This is a genomic window from Aurantimonas sp. Leaf443 (assembly GCF_001425575.1).
In the GTDB taxonomy this organism is placed as follows: Bacteria; Pseudomonadota; Alphaproteobacteria; order Rhizobiales; family Rhizobiaceae; genus Leaf443.
On sequence record NZ_LMRD01000001.1, the window covers coordinates 771,732 to 796,909 of the forward strand.

The 25,178-nt window shown below is 70.7% G+C and carries 18 protein-coding genes, 2 tRNA genes, 1 pseudogene and 1 CRISPR repeat array; of the genes and pseudogenes, 9 read left to right on the top strand and 12 right to left on the bottom strand.

Going from position 1 to position 25,178, the window contains the following annotated elements:
* Positions 1–88: 88 nt before the first annotated feature.
* Positions 89–2,689, bottom strand: a complete 2,601-nt coding sequence (locus ASG48_RS03475) for a CRISPR-associated helicase/endonuclease Cas3 (RefSeq protein ID WP_055845141.1) — start codon at positions 2,687–2,689, stop codon at positions 89–91.
* A gap of 93 nt (positions 2,690–2,782) precedes the next feature.
* Positions 2,783–4,641: direct repeats of the CRISPR family, unit length 28 nt; unit sequence GGTCGATCCCCGCGTGGGCGGGGGAGCC.
* A gap of 198 nt (positions 4,642–4,839) precedes the next feature.
* Here ASG48_RS03475 and ade point away from each other — a divergent pair.
* Entirely contained in the window at positions 4,840–6,639 is a 1,800-nt protein-coding gene (ade, locus tag ASG48_RS03480) for an adenine deaminase (RefSeq protein WP_055845144.1), read from the top strand.
* 294 nt (positions 6,640–6,933) lie between these two features.
* Entirely contained in the window at positions 6,934–8,187 is a 1,254-nt protein-coding gene (gene ilvA, locus ASG48_RS03485) for a threonine ammonia-lyase IlvA (RefSeq protein ID WP_055845147.1), read from the top strand.
* 7 nt (positions 8,188–8,194) lie between these two features.
* Here the strand turns inward: ilvA and ASG48_RS03490 are convergent, their stop codons facing one another.
* Positions 8,195–9,610: a PLP-dependent aminotransferase family protein gene (locus ASG48_RS03490; protein ID WP_055845150.1), complete on the bottom strand. Its 1,416-nt coding sequence runs from the start codon at positions 9,608–9,610 to the stop codon at positions 8,195–8,197.
* 82 nt (positions 9,611–9,692) lie between these two features.
* Between ASG48_RS03490 and ASG48_RS18690 the strand changes: the two genes are divergently transcribed.
* A complete protein-coding gene (locus ASG48_RS18690; protein ID WP_244486714.1) occupies positions 9,693–9,950 on the top strand; it encodes a DUF1127 domain-containing protein in 258 nt (85 codons plus the stop codon).
* A gap of 34 nt (positions 9,951–9,984) precedes the next feature.
* Here ASG48_RS18690 and ASG48_RS03500 read toward each other — a convergent pair whose 3' ends face one another.
* Together ASG48_RS03500 and ASG48_RS03505 are read right to left on the bottom strand one after the other, a co-directional pair.
* Positions 9,985–10,965, bottom strand: coding sequence for an alpha/beta fold hydrolase (locus tag ASG48_RS03500; RefSeq protein WP_156381416.1), 981 nt, complete (start codon positions 10,963–10,965; stop codon positions 9,985–9,987).
* Positions 10,966–11,089: 124 nt separating this feature from the next.
* On the bottom strand, positions 11,090–13,066 hold the full coding sequence (locus ASG48_RS03505) for a bifunctional 2',3'-cyclic-nucleotide 2'-phosphodiesterase/3'-nucleotidase (protein ID WP_055845156.1): 1,977 nt from the start codon (positions 13,064–13,066) through the stop codon (positions 11,090–11,092).
* 279 nt (positions 13,067–13,345) lie between these two features.
* On the opposite strand from ASG48_RS03505, the gene ASG48_RS03510 reads away from it, so the two are divergent.
* The gene (locus ASG48_RS03510) at positions 13,346–14,191 is read left to right on the top strand and encodes a hypothetical protein (RefSeq protein WP_055845159.1); all 846 of its coding nucleotides are present in this window, start codon (positions 13,346–13,348) and stop codon (positions 14,189–14,191) included.
* Here ASG48_RS03510 and ASG48_RS03515 read toward each other — a convergent pair.
* From ASG48_RS03515 to ASG48_RS03545, 7 genes are all read right to left on the bottom strand, one after another.
* Entirely contained in the window at positions 14,160–15,098 is a 939-nt protein-coding gene (locus ASG48_RS03515) for an ornithine cyclodeaminase (protein WP_055845161.1), read from the bottom strand. The genes ASG48_RS03510 and ASG48_RS03515 overlap by 32 nt on opposite strands.
* Positions 15,095–15,655: a GNAT family N-acetyltransferase gene (locus ASG48_RS03520; RefSeq protein ID WP_055845164.1), complete on the bottom strand. Its 561-nt coding sequence runs from the start codon at positions 15,653–15,655 to the stop codon at positions 15,095–15,097. Before ASG48_RS03520 ends, ASG48_RS03515 begins: the two co-directional genes overlap by 4 nt.
* The gene (gene sseA, locus ASG48_RS03525) at positions 15,652–16,497 is read right to left on the bottom strand and encodes a 3-mercaptopyruvate sulfurtransferase (RefSeq protein WP_055845167.1); all 846 of its coding nucleotides are present in this window, start codon (positions 16,495–16,497) and stop codon (positions 15,652–15,654) included. The genes ASG48_RS03520 and sseA overlap by 4 nt, the downstream gene beginning before the upstream one ends.
* A 97-nt stretch (positions 16,498–16,594) precedes the next feature.
* Positions 16,595–17,335 carry an alanyl-tRNA editing protein gene (locus ASG48_RS03530; RefSeq protein WP_055845170.1) on the bottom strand — a complete coding sequence of 247 codons (741 nt, stop codon included), beginning with the start codon at positions 17,333–17,335 and terminating at the stop codon, positions 16,595–16,597.
* Position 17,336: 1 nt separating this feature from the next.
* Positions 17,337–18,380, bottom strand: a complete 1,044-nt coding sequence (locus tag ASG48_RS03535; protein ID WP_055845173.1) for a cysteine synthase A — start codon at positions 18,378–18,380, stop codon at positions 17,337–17,339.
* A 102-nt stretch (positions 18,381–18,482) separates the two neighbouring features.
* Positions 18,483–19,970: a deoxyribodipyrimidine photo-lyase gene (locus tag ASG48_RS03540; RefSeq protein ID WP_055845176.1), complete on the bottom strand. Its 1,488-nt coding sequence runs from the start codon at positions 19,968–19,970 to the stop codon at positions 18,483–18,485.
* 132 nt (positions 19,971–20,102) lie between these two features.
* Positions 20,103–20,177: transfer RNA gene (locus ASG48_RS03545), tRNA-Asn, on the bottom strand.
* A 254-nt stretch (positions 20,178–20,431) separates the two neighbouring features.
* On the opposite strand from ASG48_RS03545, the pseudogene ASG48_RS03550 reads away from it, so the two are divergent.
* A pseudogene (locus ASG48_RS03550) lies at positions 20,432–20,659 on the top strand (hypothetical protein); the annotation flags it as partial.
* A gap of 167 nt (positions 20,660–20,826) precedes the next feature.
* On the opposite strand, the gene ASG48_RS03555 reads toward ASG48_RS03550, so the two are convergent.
* A complete protein-coding gene (locus ASG48_RS03555; RefSeq protein ID WP_156381417.1) occupies positions 20,827–21,033 on the bottom strand; it encodes a hypothetical protein in 207 nt (68 codons plus the stop codon).
* Positions 21,034–21,209: 176 nt separating this feature from the next.
* Here ASG48_RS03555 and ASG48_RS03560 point away from each other — a divergent pair.
* The 4 genes from ASG48_RS03560 to ASG48_RS03575 all read left to right on the top strand — a co-directional run bounded on the left by ASG48_RS03560 (position 21,210) and on the right by ASG48_RS03575 (position 25,084).
* Positions 21,210–21,283 (top strand) — tRNA-Cys (locus ASG48_RS03560).
* Positions 21,284–21,443: 160 nt separating this feature from the next.
* Entirely contained in the window at positions 21,444–22,097 is a 654-nt protein-coding gene (locus ASG48_RS03565) for a protein-L-isoaspartate O-methyltransferase (protein ID WP_055845182.1), read from the top strand.
* 276 nt (positions 22,098–22,373) lie between these two features.
* Positions 22,374–23,795, top strand: coding sequence for a TolC family outer membrane protein (locus ASG48_RS03570; protein ID WP_156381418.1), 1,422 nt, complete (start codon positions 22,374–22,376; stop codon positions 23,793–23,795).
* Positions 23,796–24,088: 293 nt separating this feature from the next.
* On the top strand, positions 24,089–25,084 hold the full coding sequence (locus ASG48_RS03575; protein WP_055845189.1) for a DUF2497 domain-containing protein: 996 nt from the start codon (positions 24,089–24,091) through the stop codon (positions 25,082–25,084).
* The last annotated feature ends 94 nt before the right edge of the window (positions 25,085–25,178 follow it).

Below are 25,178 nucleotides of genomic sequence, written 5' to 3' on the forward strand. Positions count from 1 at the left end.
TCGACGGACCCTGCCCACGCGGGGATCGACCTCTTCTCTTGTTGGGGTTCTGCGTCGCGAAGGCGCCTTCTCCGCCCGCGCGGAGCGTTCAGACGGGCCGTTCCGCCCGCAGCCCGTAGCTGTCGTAGACGAAGGCGCGGTCGGCGAGCGTGAAGGTGAAGCCTTCGGCGCCCGGCCGGATTTCCACGGGCTCGAACGCCCCTGCCGGGTTGAGATGGCTCGGCACGACCAGCCGGGCGACGGGGTCGCCGAACGGACCGGGCAGGGGCGGGTCGAAGACGATCTCGGCCTCGCGGCCGCCGAGCCGCGTCGCCGCGTCCTCGGCGAGCGAGAATTCCGTCATCGGTCTGTCCCACTCGATGGACACGCTCCTCGCGCTGCCCTGCGCGGCCGAGTCCCGCCCCTGCCGGGCCATGTGCACGGTCTGCCAGAACGGGTCGAGGCTCGCGAGGTCCGACGCGAGGTCGTCGATGCGGTCGGGATGGGTCGCGGCCTCCACGAGACGGCGGTTGGCGGCGGGGATCGACCATTCGGGCTCGGCGAGGACGAGGCGGCGCGTCGCCTCCAGGACGAGAAGGTCGCGATAGACGGAGCCGAACCCGTGCGGCCCGCCGCTTCCGCGCCGCTGGGCCGCGAGCGCCTCGTCGAAGCCGGCGGGCACGAGCACGTGGACGCAGGGCGCCTCGAAGCCCGGCGGGCGGGCCCGCTCGTGCCGGTGCAGGCGGCCAAGGCGCTGCAGCAGCACGTCCATCGGCGCGAGATCGGTGACGACGAGGTCGGCGTCGATGTCGAGGCTGATCTCCAGCGTCTGCGTGCCCACGAGGACGAGCCCGCCCGCGCGCGGCGCGCTCTTGCCGAAGGCGGCCTCCACCGCCGCGTCCAGCCGCCGCCGGTCGGCGCGCGCGAAGCGCCCGTGATGCAGCGTCGGCCGCCCCTCCAGGCCGAACTGGACGCCGTCGCCCGGGGCGAGCGCCTCCAGCGCCCGGCGCGTGGCCACCGCGTCGCCGACCGTGTTGCGCATCACGAGGACGCGTGCGCCGGCCCGGGCCGCGTCGAGCGCCAGACGCGCCACTTTGTCCGGCTCGTCGCCGAGCGCCTGCGGGCGGAGACGGACGCGCTTCTCGCGGCCGCGGCTCTGCGCCCCTTGCGTCTCGATGCGCCCCGCCGACAGGGTGGAGACGGAGGGGTAGGGCAGGGCCACGGCCTCGTCGAAGCCGGGCTCCGCCTGCCGGCGGCGGCGCGGCAGGCCCGCCTGCAGCAGCGCCGTGCGCGCGGCGGCGCCGAGGGTCGCCGAGAGGAGCAGCGCCTCGCCGCCGGCGGCGCGATGCTGCGCGAGAAGGTTGGCGAGGAGCGCCGTCATGTAGGGGTCGGAGGCGTGCACCTCGTCGACCACGAGCAGCGAGCGCGACAGGAGGCTGGAGCGCATCTGCGCATGGGGGCTGCGCACGGCGCCGAGCAGCGCCTGATCGATCGTGCCGACGGCGATCGGGGCGGCGAGAAAGCGCTTCGGCCGCTCGGCCGCCCAGCGGCGGCGGCGCTCGGCCGCGTCCGGCGCGTCGCTCCATTCGGCCGTGAAGTCGGGCAGCGGGCGCACGCCCGCCTCGTCCGCCCCCGCATCCCCGGGCAGCGCGCGCACCACGACGGGCCGGCGGTCCGGATCGGGAAACAGCCGGTCGCGCGCCTCGCGCACGCGCTCGAACATGCGCGTGGCGGCGACGCGGGTCGGCAGCGCCAGATAGAGCCCGTCCACCCGGCCGGTCATGAAGAGGCGGGCGAAACGGTAGAGCGCGCCTTCCGTCTTGCCCGAGCCGGTCTCCGATTCCATCACCACGACCGGCCCCGGCGCCTCCCCGGCGAGGCGCTGGATCGCGGTCGGCGCGAAATCGCTGACGGCGGAGAAGTCGGCGGGCGGCGCGTCCGCGGGGCGGAAGCGCTCCACGTCGAGGCCGAGATCGCGCAGCAGCCGCCGGGCCCGCGCTCTCGCGAAACCGGCGCGCGGCCCGTCGCCGGGCTCGGCGAAGGGAAAGGCGTCCTCGCTCTCGTCCGAGCCGAGCCAGTCGGCGAGCTGCAGGAGGCCGAGATAATGGTGCCAGAAGGCCGGCGCCTTCGGCAGCGGGGCGCCCGGCGCGAAGGCCTGCGGCCAGCAGCGTTCGGCCTCGGCCACGAGCGCGGCGACATCCGCGCTCGGCACGCGCCTGGCCGGCGCCCAGAGCGGCAGGTGGCGCTGCGCCGCCTCCCGGCGGACGATCTCGGCGGGCGGCGCGCCGTGATGGGCGAGGACGCTGGCGAAGACCTCGAGACAGCGGTGGAAATCCTCGCCGAACCAGGTGTCGAGCCGCGACAGCCCGCCCGCCTCCCAGAGCGCTTCGTCGTGCAGCACGATCGGGGCCTCCGCGATATGGCCGGCGCGCGCCAGGCCCGCCGCGAAGGGCAGGGCCCGGTTCTGAAACCCGTGATTGCTCTTTCCCAGATCGTGCAGGAAGGCGAGGACGACCAGCCGCGCGCGGCAGCCGTCGTCGAGCGAGGAAAGGTCCGCGAGGCGCGCCAGCCGGCCGGCGAAGGACGGCAGGCTCAAGACCGCCTCCATCGCCGCCGCGACGTCGTGGGCGTGGTCCACCAGCGGATGCCACTCCCGCGGCGCCTCGCGCGGCCGCAGCTTCGCCCAGGGCGCGTCGATCGGAAACTGCAAGACGACCGGCCTCCCGCCCCTTCACCCAGGGTTGCAGACTATGCGGGCGCGAAAGGGTTGGGAAGAGCCGACCGGACGGCGCCCGGATTTTTCGGGACGGGCCCCGCGTGGGCGGGGGACTGACGCTGGACCAGCACTGCGAACTCGACATGCAAGGTCGATCCCCGCGTGGGCGGGGGCGCCATGGCAGCGCTAAGCTGGCGGCGCCGGCCCGCGGGTCGATCCCCGCGTGGGCGGGGGAGCCACATCGCCGGGCTTCTTATCGTCGGCCGCACTGGGTCGATCCCCGCGTGGGCGGGGGAGCCAAGGCGGCGCGGGACGCGGCCTCGGCGGCTGAGGGTCGATCCCCGCGTGGGCGGGGGAGCCCGGATTGGCGTCCGGCAATGAAGCCCACAGCGGGGTCGATCCCCGCGTGGGCGGGGGAGCCAGGTAGGCGCCTTCCCAGACATGGGCGTAAGTGGGTCGATCCCCGCGTGGGCGGGGGAGCCGACGAATCCAACTCGCGCCAGTGCGTGACGGTGGGTCGATCCCCGCGTGGGCGGGGGAGCCCACCACTTCGTGGCCCGATGCGTCATCTGGGCGGGTCGATCCCCGCGTGGGCGGGGGAGCCGCGGTCGCGAGCGAGAGCGCGCGCACCTTCTCAGGTCGATCCCCGCGTGGGCGGGGGAGCCCTCCGCATCGTCATCAGCCGGCGGTTGACGACGGGTCGATCCCCGCGTGGGCGGGGGAGCCCAGGAGAACGACATGACTGTCTCGAAGGAGCAGGGTCGATCCCCGCGTGGGCGGGGGAGCCGCGATCTTGGTGTCCACCGACCCCAGTAGCTGGGGTCGATCCCCGCGTGGGCGGGGGAGCCCCCGGCACCTTCGTCGTGCGCACCAGCGGCAAGGGTCGATCCCCGCGTGGGCGGGGGAGCCTGCATCTGGAATTCCTCGCCCGGCCCGAGGTGAGGTCGATCCCCGCGTGGGCGGGGGAGCCGCGCTTCCTATTTCAGGAATATCAGCCTCCTAAGGTCGATCCCCGCGTGGGCGGGGGAGCCCAGGCTTGCCTCAACCGCTCGCCCTCTCGGGCAGGTCGATCCCCGCGTGGGCGGGGGAGCCGCAGCGCACACGACGTGCTCGTGGGCGAGATTGGGTCGATCCCCGCGTGGGCGGGGGAGCCCCGGCGTCAGAGGTCGGGAATATCCCTCTGAAGGGTCGATCCCCGCGTGGGCGGGGGAGCCATTTCCACCACGGTCTTACTGGAGACACTGTGGGGTCGATCCCCGCGTGGGCGGGGGAGCCGAAGTGAATGGATGGAAGAACGGTGGTTTGATGGGTCGATCCCCGCGTGGGCGGGGGAGCCGGACACGGCACTCCATCAGCAGGCGATGGGCCAGGTCGATCCCCGCGTGGGCGGGGGAGCCACCGCAATGACCACCACCTCCACCACGATCGACGGTCGATCCCCGCGTGGGCGGGGGAGCCGTGACGGTGAAGGTGAGCGCGACGACCCAGGGGGGTCGATCCCCGCGTGGGCGGGGGAGCCACGACCTCGATTTCCTCTTCAGCCCCATCCGCGGGTCGATCCCCGCGTGGGCGGGGGAGCCATCGGCAGGTCGGTGACGGTCATCGTCGTGGGGGGTCGATCCCCGCGTGGGCGGGGGAGCCGATCCTACCGCATCCTTGAGAACCCCGACGCGGGGTCGATCCCCGCGTGGGCGGGGGAGCCCTCCGATATGAACGGTGAGGGCGGCCTCGTCGGGGTCGATCCCCGCGTGGGCGGGGGAGCCCCGCCATTAAAGCCGCTGGGTTCGCTACTGCCGGGTCGATCCCCGCGTGGGCGGGGGAGCCCGGCGGTCTGGGGATACGCGGAGCCGCTAAGAGGGTCGATCCCCGCGTGGGCGGGGGAGCCGCCGACAATCTCAAGGAAATGGACCGGCGGCAGGGTCGATCCCCGCGTGGGCGGGGGAGCCTCTTGCAGCCAAGCGGCTGGCATTGCTGCGTTATGTCAAAGAGCGTTTCGGCGGGCGGGTCGTGCGTGCCGTCCTTTATCGCGGCTCGGCGGCGGGGTTGCAAACGTATTCTGGTCGGGGCGCGGGGGTGGAAGGGCGGGGGCGGGGGCTGCTAAGCAGGGCCCGTCCCTTTCGCTCGAGCCTTCGAGGACCGCCGCCATGACAGCGCAGACCCTGCGACCCTTCCATGCCGTCGCGCCGGCTCTGGTGGACGTGGCGGCGGGCCGCGCGCCGGCCGATCTCCTCGTGCGCGGGTGCCGCTGGGTGAACGTGCATTCGGGCGAGGTCCTGGCGGGCTGCGACATCGCCGTGAAGGACGGGCGCTTCGCTTGGTGCGGGCCGGACGGCGGGCACACGGCGGGGCCGGACACGGTGATCGTGGAGGCGGAGGGGCGCTATGTCGTGCCGGGCCTGTGCGACGCGCACATGCATGTGGAGAGCGGCATGGTCACCGTCACCGAGTTCTGCCGCGCGGTGATCCCGCACGGCACGACCTCGATGTTCGTCGACCCGCACGAGATCGCCAACGTGCTCGGGCTCGCCGGCGTGCGGCTGATGCACGACGAGGCGGCGGTGCAGCCGGTCAACGTCTTCGTGCAGATGCCCTCCTGCGTGCCCTCCGCGCCGGGGCTGGAGGAGGGCGGCGCCGTGCTCGGGCCCGCCGACGTGGAGGAGGCGATGGGCTGGCCGCAGATCGTCGGGCTCGGCGAGGTGATGAACTTTCCGGGCGTCGTCGCCAACGATCCCCTGATGGTCGGCGAGATCGCCGCCACGCTGCGCGCCGGCAAGACGGTGGGCGGCCACTACGCCTCGCCCGATCTCGGCCGGCCCTTCCACGCCTATGTCGCCGGCGGCCCGCAGGACGACCACGAGGGCACGCGCATGGAGGATGCGGCCGCGCGCGTGCGCCAGGGCATGAAGGCCATGCTGCGCCTCGGCTCGGCCTGGTACGACGTGGCGGCCCAGCTGCGCGCGATCACCGAGATGGGACTCGACTCGCGCCACTTCGTCCTGTGCACCGACGACTGCCATTCCGGCACGCTCGTGCGCGAGGGCCACATGGACCGCGTGGTGCGCCACGCCATCGCGCAAGGGCTGAAGCCGATGGTCGCGATCCAGATGGCGACGATCAACACGGCCGAGCATTTCGGCCTCGAGCGCGAGATCGGCTCGGTCACGCCCGGGCGCCGGGCCGACTTCCTGATCGTCTCGGATCTGGCGAGCCTTGCCATCGACGCGGTCTATGCGCGCGGCCTGCGCCTCGCCTCGGCCGGCCTTCTGGAGGTCGAGCTCGCCCCTTACGACTATCCGCCGAGCGCCATGGGCACGGTGAAGCTCGGCAAGCGCCTCCAGGCCGGCGATTTCGCGATCGCCGCGCCCGCCGGCGCCAACGCCGTCACCGCCCGCGTCATCGGCGTCGTCGAGAACCAGGCGCCGACAAGGGCGCTGACGGCCGAACTCTCCGTGCGCGACGGGCTGGTGGAGGGCGACGAGAGAAGGGACGTCGCGCAGATCGCCGTCGTCGAGCGGCACCGGGCGAGCGGGACGGTGTCGAACGCCTTCGTCTCGGGCTTCGGTTATCGCGGCCGCATGGCCATGGCCTCGACGGTCGCGCACGACGCCCATCACATGATCGTCGTGGGCACCGACCGCGAGGAGATGGCGCGCGCGGCCAACCGGCTGGGCGAGGTCGGCGGGGGCATCGTGCTCTTCGCCGACGGGGAGGAGAAGGCGATCATCGAGATGCCGGTCGCCGGCCTCATGTCGAACGAGCGCGCCGAGATCGTGGCGGCCAAGGCCGACCGGCTGATCGCGGCCATGCGCGACTGCGGCTGCGAGCTGAACAACGCGGTGATGCAGCACTCGCTGCTCGCCCTCGTCGTCATCCCCAGCCTTCGCATCTCCGACAAGGGGCTCGTCGATGTCGAGACGTTCCAGCTCGTCGATCTCTTCCTGTGAGGGCGCCCGCTTTACAAACGCGCGCGCTTGGAAGAAATGAGGCGGCAACGAAACGCCGGACCGGAAGGAGGCGCGCCATGACCAGACGCCTCTCCTCGCCCGGCGGCGTGCGCGGGCTCATTACCGCCGCCGGTGGAACCGCCGGCGCCTTCTGAGGGTCCTTCCCGGCGGGGCCCGACGGCGCGAAGTCCGAGACCGCGAAGGGGCGGGCGGCCGATGCCGCGCCCTCCGCGGCTCGTGTGCCAGACCGACGGGCGGGCTCGACGCCGCGCCTTGCGAAAGCGAAGACCTTCCATGTCCAACGACGATTTCAAATCCGGCGTCGCCCGCGCCGAGACCGCGCTGCGCGCGCTCTTTCCCGCCACCCCGCTGCAGCTGAACGAGTTCCTCTCGGCCCGCTACGGGGCGCGCATCTATCTGAAGCGCGAGGACCTGACGCCGGTGCGCTCCTACAAGCTGCGCGGCGCCTTCAACTTCATGCGCAAGCGCATGGAGGCGGGCGACGCCACGCGCGCCTTCTGCTGCGCCTCGGCCGGCAACCACGCGCAGGGCTTCGCCTTCGCCTGCCGCTTCTTCGGCCTGAAGGGCCGCGTCTTCATGCCGGTGACCGCTCCGCAGCAGAAGATCGACAAGACGCGCGCCTTCGGCGGCGAGGCGATCGAGGTCGAGCTCGTCGGCGATTTCTTCGACGACTGCTACGCCGCCGCCAAGACCTATGCGCGCGAGAGCGGGGCCGCCATGGTGCCGCCCTTCGACCATGCCGACATCGTGGAGGGCCAGGCGAGCGTCGCGCGCGAGATCCTCGAGCAGATCGGCGACGAGACGATCGACATGATGGTGCTGCCGGTCGGCGGCGGCGGGCTCGCCTCCGGCATGGCGCGCTATTTCGAGGACCGGCCGGAGACGGCGCTGCGCTTCGTCGAGCCGCTCGGCGCGCCGAGCCTCAAGGCCAGCCTCGACGCCGGCCGCCTCCTGCGCCTGCCGCAGCTCGAAGGCTTCGTGGACGGGGCGGCCGTCGCCGAGATCGGCGCGCTGCCCTTCTCCATCCTGCAGCGCTTCACCCCGGACGACGTGATCCTGGCGCCGGAAGGGCGGCTCTGCCGCACCATGCTGGAGATGCTGAACGTCGAGGGAATCGTCGTGGAGCCCGCCGGCGCGCTGGCCATCGACGCGCTGCGCGATCTGGCCCCCGAGATCGCCGGCAAGACCGTGGTCGCGGTCGTCTCCGGCGGCAATTTCGACTTCGAGCGCCTGCCGGACGTGAAGGAGCGCGCGCTGCGCTTCGAGGGCTCGAAGAAATACTTCATCCTGCGCCTGCCCCAGCGCCCCGGCGCCCTGCGCGACTTCCTCAACCTTCTCGGCCCGGACGACGACATCGCCCGCTTCGAATACCTGAAGAAGTCGGCCCGCGACTTCGGCTCCATCCTCTTGGGCATCGAGACCAAGGACCCGGCGAATTTCGAGACGCTGCTGCAGCGCTTCGCCGCCAACGGCATCCGCTACCAGGACATCACCAACGACCAGATCGTCGCCGATCTCCTGATCTGACGATCGATCAGGCGTCGCCGTCGTAGCCGGCGGCGCCCGAATCGAGGAGGCGGCGCAGCTGCGTGAAGCCTTCCTCGACGCCCGCCCGGTTCATCGACGAGAAGGCCATTCGGGAGCGGTGGAAGCTGCGGTCCATGCGCTCCGCCTTGTACTCGTCCTCGTCGTCGATGAGGATGTCGAGCTTCGCCGCGGCGGCCTTGAACGTGCCGGACAGCCACGGCTCGGGCAGTTTCAGCCAGATGAACGGGCAGTAGCGGTGCGAGGCGAACTCGTAGCCCGCGAAAATCCGCGAGACGAGCGCATGCCGCGCGGCGATCTCCTCCATGCTGCGCCGGGAGAGGTCGCCCGCCGCGCCCGACAGGACGAGCCGCGCGCCGGCCTCGGCCAGGACGTAGGAGAGCCCGCCCGTCAGGAGCTTGTGCGTCACCTTCAGCCGCTGGGCGACATGCGGCGGGCAGGCGACCCAGCCGCCGCGCAGGCCGGCCGCCACGCTCTTCGACAGGCCGCCGACGACGAAAGTGCGGTCCGGCGCGAAGCTCGCGACAAGGGGCGTCGGATCGTCCGACATGGCGCCGTAGAGATCGTCCTCGATCAGCCAGACGCCGTATCGCTGGGCGATCTCGGCGATGGCGCGCCGGCGCGACTCGGGGAGGATGGCGAGCGTCGGATTGTGAATCGTCGGCATGAGGAAGGCGATCTTGGGATGCTGCTGGGCGCAGACGCGCTCGAAATCCTCCGGCACCATCCCGTCCGCGTCGGTCTCCACCGAGATCGTGCGCCGTCCCGCCAGACGGGCGCTGCGGGCCATGAAACTGTAGGTCAGCGTCTCGAAGGCGATGCGGTCGCCAGGCGCCGACATGGCGGTGATGACGGAGAGGGCGGCGGCCGTCGCCCCTTGCGTCGGCACGATATCCTCCTTCGCCGGGCTCCAGCCGTTGCGCGAGAGCCAGCGCACGCCCGCGTCCAGCCAGTCCTCCGGCGTGGTGCGCGAATAGCTCGCCACCTCCAGCGGCTGCTGCGCGGCGATCTCCCCGAGCACGGTGCCGATGATCGCCCCTTGCGCGATGTCCGGCGCGGCCGTCGTGTCGAAGCGCAGCTTGTCGGGCGGCGTCTCCACCATGCGCGTGCCGAAGAAAGACTGCGCGAAGCGGTCCGCTCCATGCTCGGCGGCGCCGGTCTCGCGGTCGAGCACGTAGGTGCCGCGCCCGACCTCGCCGGACACGATGCCGCGCTCGCGCAGCAGCGCATAGGCCCGGCCGATTGTACCGATTGTCACCCCGAGGTCGTAGGCGAGATTGCGCTGCGGCGGCAGTTTCTCGCCGCCGGCCACGGCGCCGTCGGCGACGGCCTGTTCGATCCCGTCCGCCAGGCGCGCGTAGAACGGGCCTTCGCCGTCGACGGGTTTGGGAGACCAACTTGTCATGGGGACAATTATCTATCTTGCAGGACAATGAGGGTCAAGGCTACGCAATGTCACCGCAATGCCGGCGGGGAAGGGTGACAATATGACGAGCGTTGAATTCGATAGGGGTACAATCGGGCGCGCCGTGCCGCTCTTGCCGCGCGTGCCGGGGCGCCGCTCGGTCGAAGTGGATGCACGCCCCTCCTTCGTCCGTCGTCTCGTCGTCTGGATGACCCGCGAGGCCGCGCTCCGTCGTTCGCGCCGCGCGCTTCTCGACCTGACGCCGGACCAGCTGCGCGATGTCGGGCTGACCCGCGATCAGGCGCTGCGCGAGGGCCGCCGGTCCTTCTATCTCGACTGAGGGCGAAGGGGCGCCAGATGCGGCCGCGGCGCGCTCACCGCGCCGGCAGCGCCTCGATCCAGGCGACGATGCGCGCGGCCAGCGCGTCCGTCGTCTGCGGGGACAGTATGTCGCCGGCGATGACGTGGTTCGCCGGATCGCCGGTCACCGGGACTTCGACGGCCGCGTGGGGCCCGCCCCAGGCGGCGACGAGCGCCTCCGTCGCCGCCGCGTCCACCACCTGGTCGGCGGGCGAGAAGAGGGCGAGGAGCGGCAGGTCGATGCGGCCGACGTCGATCCGGGCGACGGCGCGCAGGAGCGCGGCCATCGGCAGGAGCGCGGTCGTCGGGTAGCTCGTCGTCCAGTGCTCCGCCTGCTCCGGCGAGCGCGGCGTGAAGGAGCGCGTCTCCCCGCCGATCAGCGGCAGGAGATCGCGGGCGAAGGGCAGGTCGAGCAGGAAGGCCCAGCGGTCCAGGAGCCGGAAGTTCGGCGAGAGCAGGACGAGGCCGCCCACATCCTCCATCACGCCGGGAAGGGTGGCGCCGTAGGTGGCGAGCGTGCCGCCCGTCGAATTGCCGATCACGATGACCCGGTTGCCCAGCGCGCGCCCGATGGCGGTCGCCTCCGCCAGATCGTTGACCCAGTCGTTGACGCTCGCCTCGCCCATCGCGGCACCGTCGCGGCCGTGGCCGGAGAGGCGGGTGTAGAAGAGATTGGCGCCGAGCGCCGCGGCCACCTTGTCGGCGAGGGGGCGCACCTCCGCCTTCGAGGCGGAGAAGCCGTGGATATAGACGATCGAGAGCGGCGTGCGCGCCCGCGAGGCCGGATAGGCCCAGACGATCTCCTTGGCGTCGGCCGGCCGCAGGTTCGGCACGTCCGCCTCTATGCGCTCCAGGTAGCTCGTCGGGTCGTCGCCGAGGCTCGCCGCGTCGAAGCTGATGGTGGCGTCCACCGGCTCGCGCGGGCCGAGGAACCAGAGGCCGAGGCCGGCGAGACCGAGGACGAGCACGGCGACGATGAGGATGCGGGCAATCACGCGGGGCGTCTCGTTCCGATGGAGGGCAGGGCGTGTTTACCGGGGCGGGGCTGCGCTGTGAACCGCAGCGCCCGCAAATTCGCGGCCCGCGTCCGCCGGCCGCGCCGGCCGACGGGCTCTGTCGTCAAAGCACGAGCCGGTAGAGCGCGAAGCCGTTCTGCCCCTCGCCGAGCGGCTCGATCCGCGCCCCCTTCACGCTCGCCGCATAGGCGCGGCCCGCCGGGCCCGTCTCGAAGGTCGCGCTCGTGCCCGGCAGCGGCACGAAGCTCCAGTTGGCATCGGCGGCCGGATCGATGACCTTCTCCTCGTGGATGTAGCGCACCAGGACGTCGCGATTGGCGTCGGGCGCGACATAGACGATCTTCTCTTCCGACAGGCCCGGGAACTTGCCGCCGCCGCCTGCGCGGTAGTTGTTGGTGGCGACGATGAACTCGGCCCCCTCGTCGATCGGCTTGCCGTCATAGGCAAGGTCCACGATGCGGCGGGCGTCGGGATCGACGACGGTGCCGTCCTCGCCGTAGCGGGCGGGCTTGGAAAGATCGATGCGGTAGGTGACGCCGTCGATGACGTCGAAATTGTAGGAGGGGAAGCCGGGGGCGATGAGCGGCTGGTCGGCGGTGCCGGGGGTCAGCCGGTTGAACAGGCCGGCCGAACGCTCGAGCCATTCGCGCACCGTGGCGCCGTCGATGCGCACGGCCCGCACGGTGTTGGGGTAGAGATAGAGGTCGGCGACGTTCTTGATGGCGACGGGACCGGCGGCGATGTCTGTATAGTAGGCCGGCCCGCCGCGCCCGCCCGCCTTGAAGGGGGCGGCGGCCGAGAGAAGCGGCAAGGCGGCGAACTCGCCCTGCGCCAGGATCGCCTTCATGTACCAGGCCTGCGCCTTGTTCACGATCTGCACGGACGGGTCGTCGGCGACGAGCGCGAAGTAGGAATGGAGCGGCGCGGAGGTCTCGCCGACGGGCGTGCGCACATAGGCGAGCGTCGCCTCGTGGTCGGCGCGGGCCGCGTCCAGGACGTCCTTGCGGCTTTCCACCAGCGGTTTCACGGCCTTGTCGACGCGCTCGGAGATCGGGCGCAGCTCGCAGGTCGCGTCCGCGATTCTCCAGCCATCGCCGTCCTTCTCGAGGAGAAGGTCGATGAGGCCGAGATGCGAGCCCCAGAAGCCGGCCATCACCGCCGGCTTGCCGGCCAGGCGCCCGGCCTTCGCGTCGGCGCCGGCGATCCCCTCGAAGTCCTTGCCCGGGAACTGCAGGTGCTGGTGCCCGGTGAAGATCGCGTCGATGCCCTCGACGCCTGCAAGCTCCAGCGCCGCATTCTCCGCCATCGGGTCGCCGGCGGCCTCGGCCGCGATGCCGGAATGGCAGAGCGCGACGACGAGATCGGCGCCCGCCGCCTTCAGCGCCGGCACATGCGCCTTCGCCGCCTCCACGATGCCGCGCGTGGCGGCCTCGCCGGTCAGATGCGCGGCGTCCCAGACCATGATCTGCGGCGGCAGGAAGCCGACGACGCCGACCTTGATCGGGCGCCTCGAGCCGTCGCCGAGCACCAGCATGCGCTCCAGGATCGCGGTCGGGGGCACGAAGCGGGCATCCTCGGCCGGCGAGGCGGCCAGCGCGCCGCGCGCGAGATTGGCGCTGACGAACGGGAAGGCGGCGCCTTTCAACGCGGTCTGCAGGAAGGGGAGCCCGTAGTTGAACTCGTGATTGCCGAGCGTGCCGGCATCGTAGGCGAGCACGTTCATCGCCGCGATCACCGGATGGACGTCTCCCTCCTTCATGCCGCGCTCGTAGGCGATGTAGTCGCCCATCGGATTGCCCTGCAGGAAGTCGCCATTGTCGAAGAGGAGGGCGTTCTTCGCCTCCGCGCGGATCGAGGCGACGATGGCGGCGGTGCGCGCGAGGCCCACCGTGTCCACCTCCTTGTCGGCATAGTAGTCGTAGGGGAAGACGTTGACGTGGAGGTCCGTCGTTCCCATCAGCCGCAGATGCGTCTGGTTCGCCTGAGCCCTCGCGGAGAAGGGATGCAGCGCGACCGTCGCGCAGAGGCCGGCGGCGCCGGCGATGAAGCTGCGGCGGTGGAGCGTGGGAAGCGAAGCCATCTGAGCCCTTCGGTTGCGATGCCGGCCTGTTGCGGCCGGCATTTCGGGCTCGACGCCCCTTCGGGCGACGATAGACCGGAGCGTGTGCGGCATGAATATGACGCGCGCTCCGAAGTCGGCACGCCCTCGCGTGGTGCGGCCGCCAAGGCGACGACGCCCGTGGCCGGCGCGCGCAACCATAAGTAATTAATAGTAATATATCAGGTTGTATTCGAGCGCAGAATCCGCCAGGTCTCGGTGCGTCCGAAAAAGACGCGAAACGATGCCGGGAGCGCAGGGATGACGAGCGAGGACGACGATGGCCTGCAGATCGGCAAGCGCCTTCGGGAAACCCTATCCCTCGTCCTGCGGGCGAGCCCGACGACGCTGGTGATCGGCTTCTGCGGCGCCGTCGCGCTGGAGGGACCGTCCATCGTCACGGCCGGTTCGGACCCGGCGGCCCCGGATGTCGCCACCGATTTCCCGGTCCTGCTCGTTGCGGGAGTGGTCGGCATCCTTCTGTCGAACCTCGCGATGGCGATGCAACTGATGGCGGCCGACGACGCGCTGCATGGCCATGCGGCGGGGCCGGGCGCTTATCTGCGGCCCGCGCTTCGGCGTTTGTGGCCTCTCCTGCGCGTCGTCCTCGTCGGTGGCGGGGCGGCCCTCCTGGCGGCAGGGGTCTTGATGGTCCTGGTTTTCGTCGTCTCCAAGGCCACCGAAGGACCGATCCTCGTGATCCCTGGAACGATCCTCGTGTTCGCGCTGGTCTTCGCGGCCACGATCGCCTTCATGCCGCTCCTGACGGTGGTCGTCTTCGAAGGGCTCGGCCTGAAGGCCTTCGCCAGGAGCCTTGCGCTGACGAAGGGCCATCGCGGATCGCTCGCCGGGCTGTTTCTGTTGGCCTGCTTCTTGAGCTTCATGGCGATCGTCGTGCCGGTTCTTCTCGTGGTCATCGTCTTCGGCAGGCCGACGGCCGTGTTGGCGGTCCCCGGCATCCAGCACGCGCTCAACATCGCCTATGGCACGTTGGGCGCCTGCTTCTCGACGGCCTTCATGGTCTCGATCCACCGCCGGCTGGTGGCGCTCGAAGGCGCGCCGGGTCCGTTCCCCGTCAGGCAGCCGCCGTCACCGCCCGTCGGATGAGATCCCCCACCATGAGGTCGAGATGGGCGCCGCCGCCGTTCTTGAACAGGGTGATCGCCTCCGGGCCGCTGCGGCCGGGCGCCCCGGCGCACAGGTCGTAGAAGTCGCCTCGGATATCGGAGAGCGCGATCGTTCCGGCCTTCAGCGGAATCTCGATCTCGCCGATATGGCCGATGGTCGTCTCGCGGCTGTCCACGAAGATTTCCGCCCGCGCCAGAAGCTCGTCGTCGCCCTCGCGCATGTCGGGCCGATAGGCGCCGATGAGATCGACATGGGTGCCCGGCCGGATGTCGGCGCCGGTGAGGAAGGGGGAGACGGCCATGGTGGCGGCGCTGACGATATCGGCGCGCCCCAGCGCGGCGTGGAGATCGGGCGCCGCCTCCATCGTCGCGCCGTCCGATGCGTGGTCCGCGCAGAAGGCCTCGGCCTTCTTCGGGTCGCGCGTCCAGACGAGGATGGTGGACAGGCCCGGAAAGACCTCCCGATAGGCCTCGACCAGCGAGCGCGCCACCGTGCCGCCGCCGCAGACGAGAAGGGTGCGCGAAGAGGGCCGCGCGAGAAGGCGCGCGCCGAGGACGGAATCGCCCGCCGTCTTCCACTTCGTCACCAGCATGCCGTCGACGAGCGTCGTCGGGGCGCCCGTCTCGGCGTCGAAGAGCAGCATCCCGCCCTGCACGCTCGGCAGGGCCGGCTCGCGGGCGGCGTTGCGCGGGAAGATCGACATGGACTTCACGGCAAGGCCGAGCCCCTCGATCCAGGCCGCGCGGCTGAGGAGCGAATCGCCGTCACGCTCGATCAGGAGATCCTTGATCGTGGCGCGCGGCCGGCGGTGGCCGGCGGCGATGGCGTCGGCGACGTCCGTCCAGGTCAGGAGGCCGTCGCCCTCCTCGAAGGAGATGTGTCTCATGCGTCCGCTCCGGCAGCGGCGTCCGCCACGCTCTCCCAGGCCGGCGTCTGGACGATGCGCGTGGCGAAGGGGCGGAACCCGTGCCGCTGGTAGAGCGGCAGGGCGGACGGGTGGTCGAGCGTGTTGGTCTCGATCGTCAGGCGAAGGTCGCGCCCGCCGAAGCCGGCATGGATGGCATGGGCGAGAAGGTAGGGCGCCAGTCCGCGATGGCGGAAGGCGGGCAGGATGGCAAAATGCACGATCCGCGTCTCCGACAGGTCCGGGCTCGTCTCCAGCTCGAACCACCCGGCGGCGACGCCGCCGACCGTCATGACGTGGACATGCACGGCGTCGCGATGGATCTCGCGCGCCAGCCGATCGTCCGGCAGGAGCCGAGAGGTCCAGTGATGCGGGCGCCCGACGGCGCGATAGAGCGCGCGATAGGTCTCGAGCGGAATGCGCGGCATCTCGCGCACCACGATGGGCTCCGAGACGTCGGGCACCTTGATGCGCGCGCGCGGGGGCGCCAGCATGTCGAGGCTCGTGACCCGTGTCGTCAGGAGCTGCAGGGCACTCATCGGCCGGTCTCGACGGGCGTGTCGGCAGCCGAGCCCCATTCGGTCCAGGACCCGTCGTAGAGCTTCACGTCGCGGTTTCCGAGCGTCTCGTAGGCGAGCGTCAGGACGGCGGCGGTGACGCCCGAGCCGCAGCTCGTGACCGCAGGCGCGGAGGGGTCGAGCCCGGCCTTCTCGAAGGCGGCCTTCAGCCCATCGGCGTCCTTCAGGCGTCCGCCTTCGGTGAGGTCGGAGATGGGAAGGCTCGTCGCGCCCGGCATGTGGCCGGCGCGAAGGCCGGCGCGCGGCTCCGGCACTTCGCCGGCGAAGCGGTCGGCCGGGCGCGCGTCGGCGATGGCGCGGCTGCGCGCTTCCACGATCGCCCGCATCTCCTGAAAGCTCGCGACCGCTCCGGCATCGAATTGCGGCGTGAAGCGCGCCGCCTTCACCGGCGCGATCTCGGTCTCCACCGGCAGGCCGGCGGCGAGCCAGGCGGGAAAGCCGCCGTCGAGAACGCGCACGTCGCGCGCGCCGAAGGTGCGCAGCATCCACCAGACGCGCGGTGCCGAGAACAGGCCGAGCCCGTCATAGACGACGATCGTGTCGGTCTGCGTGATGCCCATGGCTCCGACATGCTCGGCGAAGAGTTCGGGCGAGGGCAGGGTGTGGGGCAGCGTGGAGGCCGGATCGACCACGGCGTCCTGGTCGAAGAACACCGCGCCCGGCACGTGGCCCGCCTCGTATTCGGCGCGCGCGAAGCGCTTCTGGGCGGGCAGGTACCAGGAGGCATCGATGACCGAGAGGCCGGCGCGGCCGAGATGGGGCGCCAGGTCCTGCGGCGCGATGAGGAAGGGGTTCTGCGACATGGGTCGTCTTTCGTCCGGTATCCGGGGAGCGGATGCGCCGCTCGGCCGAGGCCTCGGCCTGTTCCAATGGGCATGGGTCCGCCGCTTGCGGCGGATGTCAGGCGGCGGGCGGCGGGCCGAATCGCAGCCGCATGCGCCGGTTCACCTTGCCCTTCTTCTCGATCTTGCCGACATGGATCTCGCCGATCTCCTGCGTCTCCAGGACATGCGTGCCCCCGCAGGGCTGCGCGTCGAGGAGCGCGGGCTCCTCGCCGATGCACACGAGCCGGATGCGGCCCGAGCCGCGCGGCGGCTTCACATTGGCCGATTTCACGAGGCCGGGATTGGCGTCGAACTCGGCGTCGGTGATCCAGCGGGTGAAGACCGGGTGGTTCTGCGCCACGAGCGCCATCAGGCGCTCGGTGATCGCGGCCTTGTCGGCATCGGCGTCGGGAATGTCGAAGTCGATGCGGCTCTCCTCGGGGCCGACCGCCGCGCCCGTCACCGGATAGGGACAGACGACGGTGAGGAGATGGCAGGCCGTGTGCATGCGCATCATCCTGTAGCGGCGCTGCCAGTCGACATGCAGGACGAGCGTCTCGCCCGGCTCGACGGTCGGCGCGTCCTCCGCCGCGAGGAGGACGATCTCGGACCGGTCCTCGCCGTAGCGCGTGCCCAGGATGGCGATGCGGCTGCCGTCGGCGCGCTCCACGAAGCCGGTATCGCCGGGCTGCCCGCCGCCTTCGGGATAGAAGTTGCTGCGGTCGAAGACGAGGCCGTTGCCGCCCTCGCGGCGCAGGAGCCGCGCCTCCAGCGTCGAGAGATAGGCGTCCTCGAGATCGGCGCGCTCCGTGGCCATGTCAGGCCGCCGCCGTCTCGAACGGGATGTCGAACTCGGCGCGCTCCTCCATCCAGCCCGGCACCGGCAGGCCCTTGCCGCGCAGGAAGTCCGGGTTGAACATCTTCGACTGGTAGCGGTTGCCGTAGTCGCACAGGATGGTGACGATCGTGTGCCCGGGGCCGAGTTCGCGCGCCATGCGCATGGCGCCGGCGATGTTGACGCCCGAGGAGCCGCCGAGGCACAGGCCCTCCTCGCCGACGAGGTCGAAGACGATGCGCAGCGCCTCGTCGTCGTGGATCTGGTAGGCGAAGTCGGGCGTGAAGCCCTCGAGATTGGCGGTGATGCGCCCCTGGCCGATGCCTTCGGTGATCGAGGAGCCTTCGGCCTGCAGCGTTCCGTTGGTGTAGTAGCTGTAGAGCGAGGCGCCCATCGGGTCGGCGATGCCGATCTTGATCTGGCCGGAATGGCGCTTGAGACCCATGGCGGTGCCCGCCAGCGTGCCGCCTGTGCCCACCGCGCAGATGAAACCGTCGATCTCGCCGCCGGTCTGGTGCCAGATCTCCTCCGCCGTCGTCACGACATGGCCGTCGCGATTGGCGAGATTGTCGAACTGGTTGGCCCAGATCGCGCCCTGCGGGTGGGTCCTGGCCAGGCTCTCGGCAAGGCGCCCGGACAGCTTCACGTAGTTGTTGGGGTCGCGGTAGGGGACGGCCGGCACCTCGATGAGTTCGGCCCGCATCAGGCGCAGCGCGTCCTTCTTCTCCTGGCTCTGCGTCTCCGGGATGACGATGACCGTGCGGTAGCCGAGGGCGCCCGCCACCAGCGACAGGCCGATGCCGGTATTGCCCGCCGTGCCTTCCACGATGATGCCGCCGGGCGCCAGCAGGCCCTTCTCCTCGGCGTCGCGCACGATGAAGAGCCCCGCCCGGTCCTTCACCGACTGGCCGGGATTCATGAACTCGGCCTTGCCGTAGATCTCGCAGCCGGTCTCCTCGGAAGCCCGGTTCAGCCGGATCAGCGGCGTGTTGCCGATGGCATCGAGAACGGAATTGTACCTGGACATCGAGGCGGGGAGCCCTTGCGAGATTCGAACGCAGCCGAACCTATGGCCGGGTGGAGGGCAAGGCAAGGATCGGTAAGGAGAAGGCGGGCGCCGGACGCTCCGTCATCCCTTGGTCTCGGCGAAGGCGTCGAGCGCCCGCTGGCGCGCTCCGGAATGATCGACGACGGGCTTGGGATAGGTCTTGCCGAGCTCGACGCCGGCCTTCCTGAGCACGGCCTCGTCGGTTTGCCAGGGCGCGTGGATCGCCTTGTCCGGCAGCTTGGCGAGTTCGGGCACGAAGCGGCGGATGTAGTCGCCGGCCTTGTCGAACTTCTCGCTCTGCCCGACCGGGTTGAAGACGCGGAAGAAGGGCTGGGCGTCCGCACCCGATCCGCCGATCCACTGCCATTGCGCCGTGTTCGAGCCGATGTCGCCGTCCACCAGCGTGTCCCAGAACCAGGCCTCGCCCGCGCGCCAGTCGAGGAGGAGGTCCTTGGTGAGGAAGGAGCCGACGATCATGCGCACGCGGTTGTGCATCCAGCCCATCTCCCAGAGCTGGCGCATGCCGGCATCGACGATCGGGTAGCCCGTCATGCCCTTCTGCCAGGCGGCGAGATCGGACTTCGCCCGTCGCCAGGGCATCCTGTCGAAACGGGCGTTGAAGTTGGCCTCCGGCAGCGCGTCGAAATGGAAGAGGATGTGGTAGTTGAAGTCGCGCCAGACGAGCTCCTGGCGGAAGGTCTGCAGCGCCTTCTCGGGGATGGACTTGCGCCGGCGCGCCACGTCGTGCGCCCCGTGCCACAGCCGATGGGGCGAGATCTCGCCGAAGCGCAGGTAGGGCGACATGCGCGACGTTCCGTCCTCGCCGGGCGTCTCGCGTCCCTTCACGTAGCCGTCGAGGAGATCGTCGCAGAAGGTCGAAAATCGCTCGTGCGCGGCCGATTCGCCGGGCGTCCAGGCCTCGGCGAAGCCCTTCGACCAGTCCGGCCGGGTGGGCAGGAGGTCCCAGTCCTTCAACGTGTCGGACTTCGGCATCCGGCCGTCGAATCCCTTCAGCGTCTCGACGGGGTCGAACGGATCGCGCGGCCCGTGCGCCTTCTCGAAGCTTCTCAGGAAGGGCGTGTAGACCTTGTAGTAGCCGCCGGTCTTGGTCTGGATGCGCTCGGGATCGTGCAGGAGATGGCCGGTGAAGCGCTCCATGGAGGCTTTTTCGCCCAGCGCTTTCTCGACGCGGTCGTCGACCGCCCGCTCGCGCGTCTCGTAGCGCCGGTTGACGAAGAGCGCGCTCGCCCCGACGGCCTCGACGATCTCGGGCACGATCTCGGCCGCCTTTCCGCGGCGAAGGACCAGGGGCGCGCCGGCCTTCTTCACACTCTTCGCGAAGGCCTCGAGCGAATGGTGCAGCCACCAGCGATGGGCGGCGCCCAGGGGGCGCACGTCCTCTTCCTCCAGAACGTAGAGCGCGAGCACGGGGCGGCCGGTCTCGCCCGCGTGGAAGAGGGCGGGGTTGTCGTCGAGCCGCAGATCGTTGCGCAGCCAGACGACGACCGGGCCTTCGCCGGCATCGGTCCGCTTCGCATCCTTCGTCCTGTCCGTGGTCCGGCTCGCCATCGCATGTCCCCGTCGCGTTCGTCCGCAGCGAGATAGGCGCGAGGGCGCCCGCGGCGACGGGCACGCGACCGTGACGCGGCCGAACGATGTCGGGCGTTCGGCGAAAGGCTACGAGAACGGAAAGAAGAAAGGTGGCTCCCCAGGCCGGATTCGAACCAGCGACCGATCGATTAACAGTCGAGTGCTCTACCACTGAGCTACTGGGGAATGTCGCTTCGCAGCGATGGCGGGCCTATAGCAAACCTGCGTCCGTCTTGCCAAGGCCATGGCGACGGAAATTTCCGGGGCCCGCGGAGCCAAACCGCGTGTTCTCACCTTTCTGAGAGCAACCGGCGTCGCTATTTCAGGCGTCCGGTGCCGATCCCGGCCTTTTCAGACCCTTCCAGATCTTCGCCGACGGAGAATCGATGCAGCAGCCGACGAACGATGGACTGGAAGCGGCCCGGATCGAGGGCGAGGAGATGGCGCAGGCCCGCAAGAAGATCGTGATCTTCGGCCGGCGGATGCCGCTGCCGCAGTCGCGCTTCTGGCGCATCGTGCTGGGAATCGCCCTCATCATCGGCGGCATCTTCAGCTTCCTGCCGATTCTCGGCGTCTGGATGCTGCCGCTCGGGATGCTCGTCCTGTCGGTCGACCTGCCCTTCGTGCGTCGCTGGCGGCGGCGCAACGAGGTGCGCTGGGGCCGCTGGCGCGCCCGCCGCCGCGCCCGCAAGGAGGGAATCGATCTCGACGCCGAGCGCTTGAAGCGCCGGGAGGCGGTGGCCGAGCCCGGCCGTCTCGACGGCTGAGCCCGCCCCGGCATCCTGCCGGTCGGCGCCGGGAGGCGCGGCGAGGGCGCTCCCGTCCGGCGTCCGGCTCAGCGAAGGCGGGTCGGCCGCCAGACGATGATGTCGGGCTTGCGGTCGCGGTCGAAGACCGCCGTCGCCACGTCGAAGGCCTGCCCCTCGCATTCGCGGCAGCGGAATCGCACCGCCTCGATGGGGCGGTCGGGATCGGCGAAGGCGGCGATGTCGGAGGCGAGGAACGAGGCGCCATGGCCGCAGCCGCGACAGGTGATCGTCACGATCCGCCCCTCCTGCGCCGCCTGCCGCAATGTCCCGCCCGATCCGCTCATGCCCGATCAGATGGAACATAAGAGGAACATCGTCAATCGCGCTCCCGGCGGACGCCTTCGTCGCCGGAATGCGCAAGGCGGCACTTGCCGATGGCCGTCCGGTTCAGTAGGTACAGCGCCATTGGGGCCTCGTGGCGGAGTGGTGACGCAGAGGACTGCAAATCCTTGCACGGGGGTTCGATTCCCTCCGAGGCCTCCATCTCACCGAACAATTCGTCGCAGCATCGTTCCTCGCCCGCATTGCGGCTCGCCTGCATCGAAGGGCCGGCGCGCGGCAGCGGCGGCTTGCACCGGCACGGGCGCGCGCTTATGGAAGCGCGGACGCGTTCGGGCGGCTCAAGACGAGGACGACAGGGCTCATGGATTTCGTTTCCGCCCGGCAGAAGATGGTCGACAACCAGATCCGCACGGTCGACGTGACCGGCCATGCGATCCTTCGGGCCTTCCTGACGGTGCCGCGCGAGCGCTTCGTGCCCGAGGAGCGCAAGGCTCTCTCCTATATCGACGAGGACCTGCCGCTCGGCGGCGGGCGCTACCTGATGGAGGCCGCGCCCTTCGCCAAGCTCCTGCAGCTGGCCGAGATCCGCCCGACCGACGCGATCCTCGACGTCGCCTCGGCCAATGGCTACTCGGCCGCGATCCTGTCGCATCTCGGCGCCCGGGTCGTGGCGCTGGAGGAGGACGAGGCGCTCGCCGCCGAGGCGCGCCAGCATCTCGCCGACCTGTCGATCGGCAATTGCGAGGTCGTCACCGGTCCGCTGGAGGCCGGCGCGCCGGCCAAGGGCCCGTTCGACGTGATCCTCTTCGAGGGCGCGGTCGAGAGGCTGCCGCAGGCGCTCTTCGCCCAGCTCGCCCGCAACGGCCGCCTCGTCGCGGTGGAGGGCCATGGCAACGCCGCGCTCGCCAAGATCCACGTGAAGGACGGCGAGGACCGCGTCTCCGCGCGTTCCGCCTTCAACTGCGCGATCCCCGCGATTCCCGGCTTCCGCCGCAAGGCCGAATTCGTCTTCTGAGAGGCGGCGAGGGCGCCGGCGCCCGGCCTGCCATTCGCACCGGGCGGCCATGAGTGCGGCTTCAGATCGAGGGCGCGATCGGTTCCAAGCTTGCGCGGACATGGCGGCCGCGTTGCAGAATTGTCCCTTTCTCGCCCAATAACCGCCCATCCCTGTTTGTCGGGCTTGATCTGGCCCTCGTAACTTTGGATCACTCCCCGGACGAAGTCGCTTCCCGCAGACGGGCCCTCGCTTGGCCATGTCGTCCTCGGGCTGCGCTCGATCTGGAGGACGACGTTGAGATCCAAGTTCTGGCCGGTCGCGGTCCTTGCCACCAGCGTGGTCTTCGCCGCTCAAGGCTCCGTTCGTGCCGAGACGCTGTCCGGGGCGCTGGCGAGAGCCTATGCCAACAGCCAGTCGCTTAACGCATCACGCGCCCAGCTGAGGGCGACGGACGAGAACGTGCCGCAGGCCAAGGCCGGTCTCAGGCCGACGGTCGCGGCGACGAGCTCCTTCTCCGCCTCGCGCAGCCGCACGACCTTCGGCGACAACCTGCCCTCCGGCAATTCGCAGACCGAGCAGTTCGGCTCGGGCATCACGATCAACCAGACGCTCTTCGACGGGTTTCAGACCCCGAACAATGTCGAGGCCGCGCGCGCCCAGGTGCGCGCCTCGCAGTTCAATCTCGCCAACACCGAGCAGAACACGCTGTCCGACACGGTGACGGCCTATATGAACGTGCTGCGCGACCGCCAGATCGCCGCGCTGCGCCGCCAGAACCTCGCCTTCCTGCGCGAGCAGGTGCGCGCCGCGGGCGCCCGCTTTGAGGTCGGCGAGGGCACGCGCACCGACGTGGCGCAGGCCGAGTCGGAACAGGCCCTGGCCACCGCGCTCCTCAACAGCGCTCTGGCGCAGGTCGCCTCCAGCGAGGCCACCTATTTCGACGTCGTGGGCGATGCCGCCGGCAATCTGGAGCCCGGCAAGGTGCCGACCGCCCTCCTGCCGAAATCCATCGACAACGCCTTCGCCATCTCGCAGCGCGAGCACCCGGCGATCCTCGCCGGTCTCGCGGCGGTCGATGCGGCCGCCTTCCAGGTGAAGTCCGCCGAGGGCGCGGCGCTCCCCACGGTGAGCCTGCAGGGTTCGGTCGACAACAGCTACGCGATCAGCGAAGGCTCGGGCAGTTCGGCCAGCAACCTGCCGGGCGTCAACACGCTGACGCAGAACGAGGTCTCGGCCACCGTCGGCGCGCAGATCCGCATCCCCATCTACCAGGGCGGCCTCGTCAGCTCGCAGGTGCGCCAGAACAAGGAAGTGCTCGGCCAGCGCCGCATCGAGGTCGACGGTTTCCGCGATCAGGTCCGCGCCGCCGTCGCCTCCGCCTGGGCGCAGTACGAGGCCGCGCAGGCCAATGTCGTCGGCTACCAGGCGCAGGCCGCCGCCGCCCGCCTCGCGCTGAACGGCGTCGTGGAAGAGCGCAATGTCGGCCAGCGCACGACGCTCGACGTCCTCAACGCGCAGGCCGACCTCATCGCCGCGCAGATCCTGCTCGTCGGCTCGCAGCGCGACGTCGTCGTCGCCGGCTACGCGCTGATCTCGGCCGAGGGCCGCCTCTCGGCGCAGCGCCTCGGTCTGGCCGGCAAGAAATACGACCCGAAGGAGCATTACATCCAGGTCGAGGACAAGTGGTTCGGCCTGCGCACGCCGGACGGGCGCTAGGCACTCCGCCCCATATCCTCCCCCCGCGTTTCGACTGCCCGAAAGCCGCTCCGCCCGAAAGGGCAGGGCGGCTTTCGGACATTCTGGGGATCGCGGCCGCGCGGCGGACGGGGCCGGCATGTTAGCGAAGCATCAAGAAACTGGTGATAGCGCTCCGGGAGGCTCTGCGGGGATTCACGGCGAGTCCGGTTCGGCATAGGCTTCGCGCATGATTCGACGGTTAGGAGAGATCCTTGCCGGATCACTCGCGGGAGCGCCCCATGAGCAATGCCCTATCTGCCAGAGAACCGTCGATGGACGAGATCCTGGCGTCCATCCGTCGGATCATCGAGAGCGGGGAAGAGCGCCAGGCCGCCGCGCCCGCGCGCCGGCCCGCCGATCTCGGCGACGATTCGCCGACCGTGCTCCTGACCGCGGCCAACCAGCCGAATGGTCGCTACCAGTCTCCCGCGCCGCATCCGGCACCCGCCGCCGAGCCGTATGTCCCGGCCGCGCGCGACGCCGCGCCGCGCACGGCCGAGGACCGGGTCGCCGACGATCTCGCCGCCGCTCTGTCGCGCCCCGCGCCGATGCCGGAGCGCGCCGAGGCGCCGCAGGCGCTCGAGCCCGCCGCCCTGCCGGCCGAGCCTCTCGCGGAGGCCCCGCGCCGCCGCTTCGAGAGCCCGGCCGATGTCCTCAGCCGTCTTCGCACGGCCGCGCGTCCCGAGCCGCAGGCCGAGGCCCGTCCCGCGGTCGTCGACGAGATTCCCGGCGCCTTCACGCCCCAGGGCGACGATTCGGCGCGCCTCGTCGAGGCGCTCGCCCCGATCTTCGAGGAGGAGGCGTCCGCCTTCGACCGCCTCGATCCCATGCAGTTCAACGGCGAGTTCGACGAGCAGGAATTCACCGTGGAGCTCCTGGCGACCGCCGGGCTGATCCGCGGCGCGCCGCAGGAGACGCTGCGCGAGGCCGTGGCGGTCGCAGATCCCGTCGAGACGCCGTCCCTGGCCGCGATGCCGGCCGCGCAGGACGCGGCCCTCAGCCGTGCCGTCTTCGCCGAGGACGAGGTTGAGGGGCCCGTCGCGTCCGACAAGCCGCTCCTGTCCTTCGAGATCGGCGAGCAGATCGCCGCCTCCTTCGAGGATCTGGCGCGCGTCGTGCGCGAGGAGCACCTATCGAAGATGGACGACACGGTGCGCCAGATGCTGCGCCCCATGCTGCAGGAATGGCTGGACGACAACCTGCCCGGCATCGTGGAGCGCCTCGTGCGCGAGGAGATCGAACGGGTCGCCCGCGGCCCGCGCCGCTGACCGGCGCAAGCCTCGCGCCGGCCCGGAAGGGCTCGCTTCGTTGACAGGCCCGAAAGCTCTGGCGTAACCCCACGCGGGATTTCCGCCAGCTTTC

Coding starts and splice junctions, on each gene's coding strand:
- ASG48_RS18690 (WP_244486714.1), top strand. CDS start 9,693: ATGACGAGCGTTGAATTCGATAGGGGTACAATCGGGCGCGCCGTGCCG.
- ASG48_RS03490 (WP_055845150.1), bottom strand. CDS start 9,610: ATGACAAGTTGGTCTCCCAAACCCGTCGACGGCGAAGGCCCGTTCTAC.
- sseA (WP_055845167.1), bottom strand. CDS start 16,497: ATGTCGCAGAACCCCTTCCTCATCGCGCCGCAGGACCTGGCGCCCCAT.
- ilvA (WP_055845147.1), top strand. CDS start 6,934: ATGTCCAACGACGATTTCAAATCCGGCGTCGCCCGCGCCGAGACCGCG.
- ASG48_RS03575 (WP_055845189.1), top strand. CDS start 24,089: ATGGACGAGATCCTGGCGTCCATCCGTCGGATCATCGAGAGCGGGGAA.
- ASG48_RS03540 (WP_055845176.1), bottom strand. CDS start 19,970: ATGGCGAGCCGGACCACGGACAGGACGAAGGATGCGAAGCGGACCGAT.
- ASG48_RS03530 (WP_055845170.1), bottom strand. CDS start 17,335: ATGGCCACGGAGCGCGCCGATCTCGAGGACGCCTATCTCTCGACGCTG.
- ade (WP_055845144.1), top strand. CDS start 4,840: ATGACAGCGCAGACCCTGCGACCCTTCCATGCCGTCGCGCCGGCTCTG.
- ASG48_RS03535 (WP_055845173.1), bottom strand. CDS start 18,380: ATGTCCAGGTACAATTCCGTTCTCGATGCCATCGGCAACACGCCGCTG.
- ASG48_RS03520 (WP_055845164.1), bottom strand. CDS start 15,655: ATGAGTGCCCTGCAGCTCCTGACGACACGGGTCACGAGCCTCGACATG.
- ASG48_RS03510 (WP_055845159.1), top strand. CDS start 13,346: ATGACGAGCGAGGACGACGATGGCCTGCAGATCGGCAAGCGCCTTCGG.
- ASG48_RS03565 (WP_055845182.1), top strand. CDS start 21,444: ATGGATTTCGTTTCCGCCCGGCAGAAGATGGTCGACAACCAGATCCGC.
- ASG48_RS03515 (WP_055845161.1), bottom strand. CDS start 15,098: ATGAGACACATCTCCTTCGAGGAGGGCGACGGCCTCCTGACCTGGACG.
- ASG48_RS03505 (WP_055845156.1), bottom strand. CDS start 13,066: ATGGCTTCGCTTCCCACGCTCCACCGCCGCAGCTTCATCGCCGGCGCC.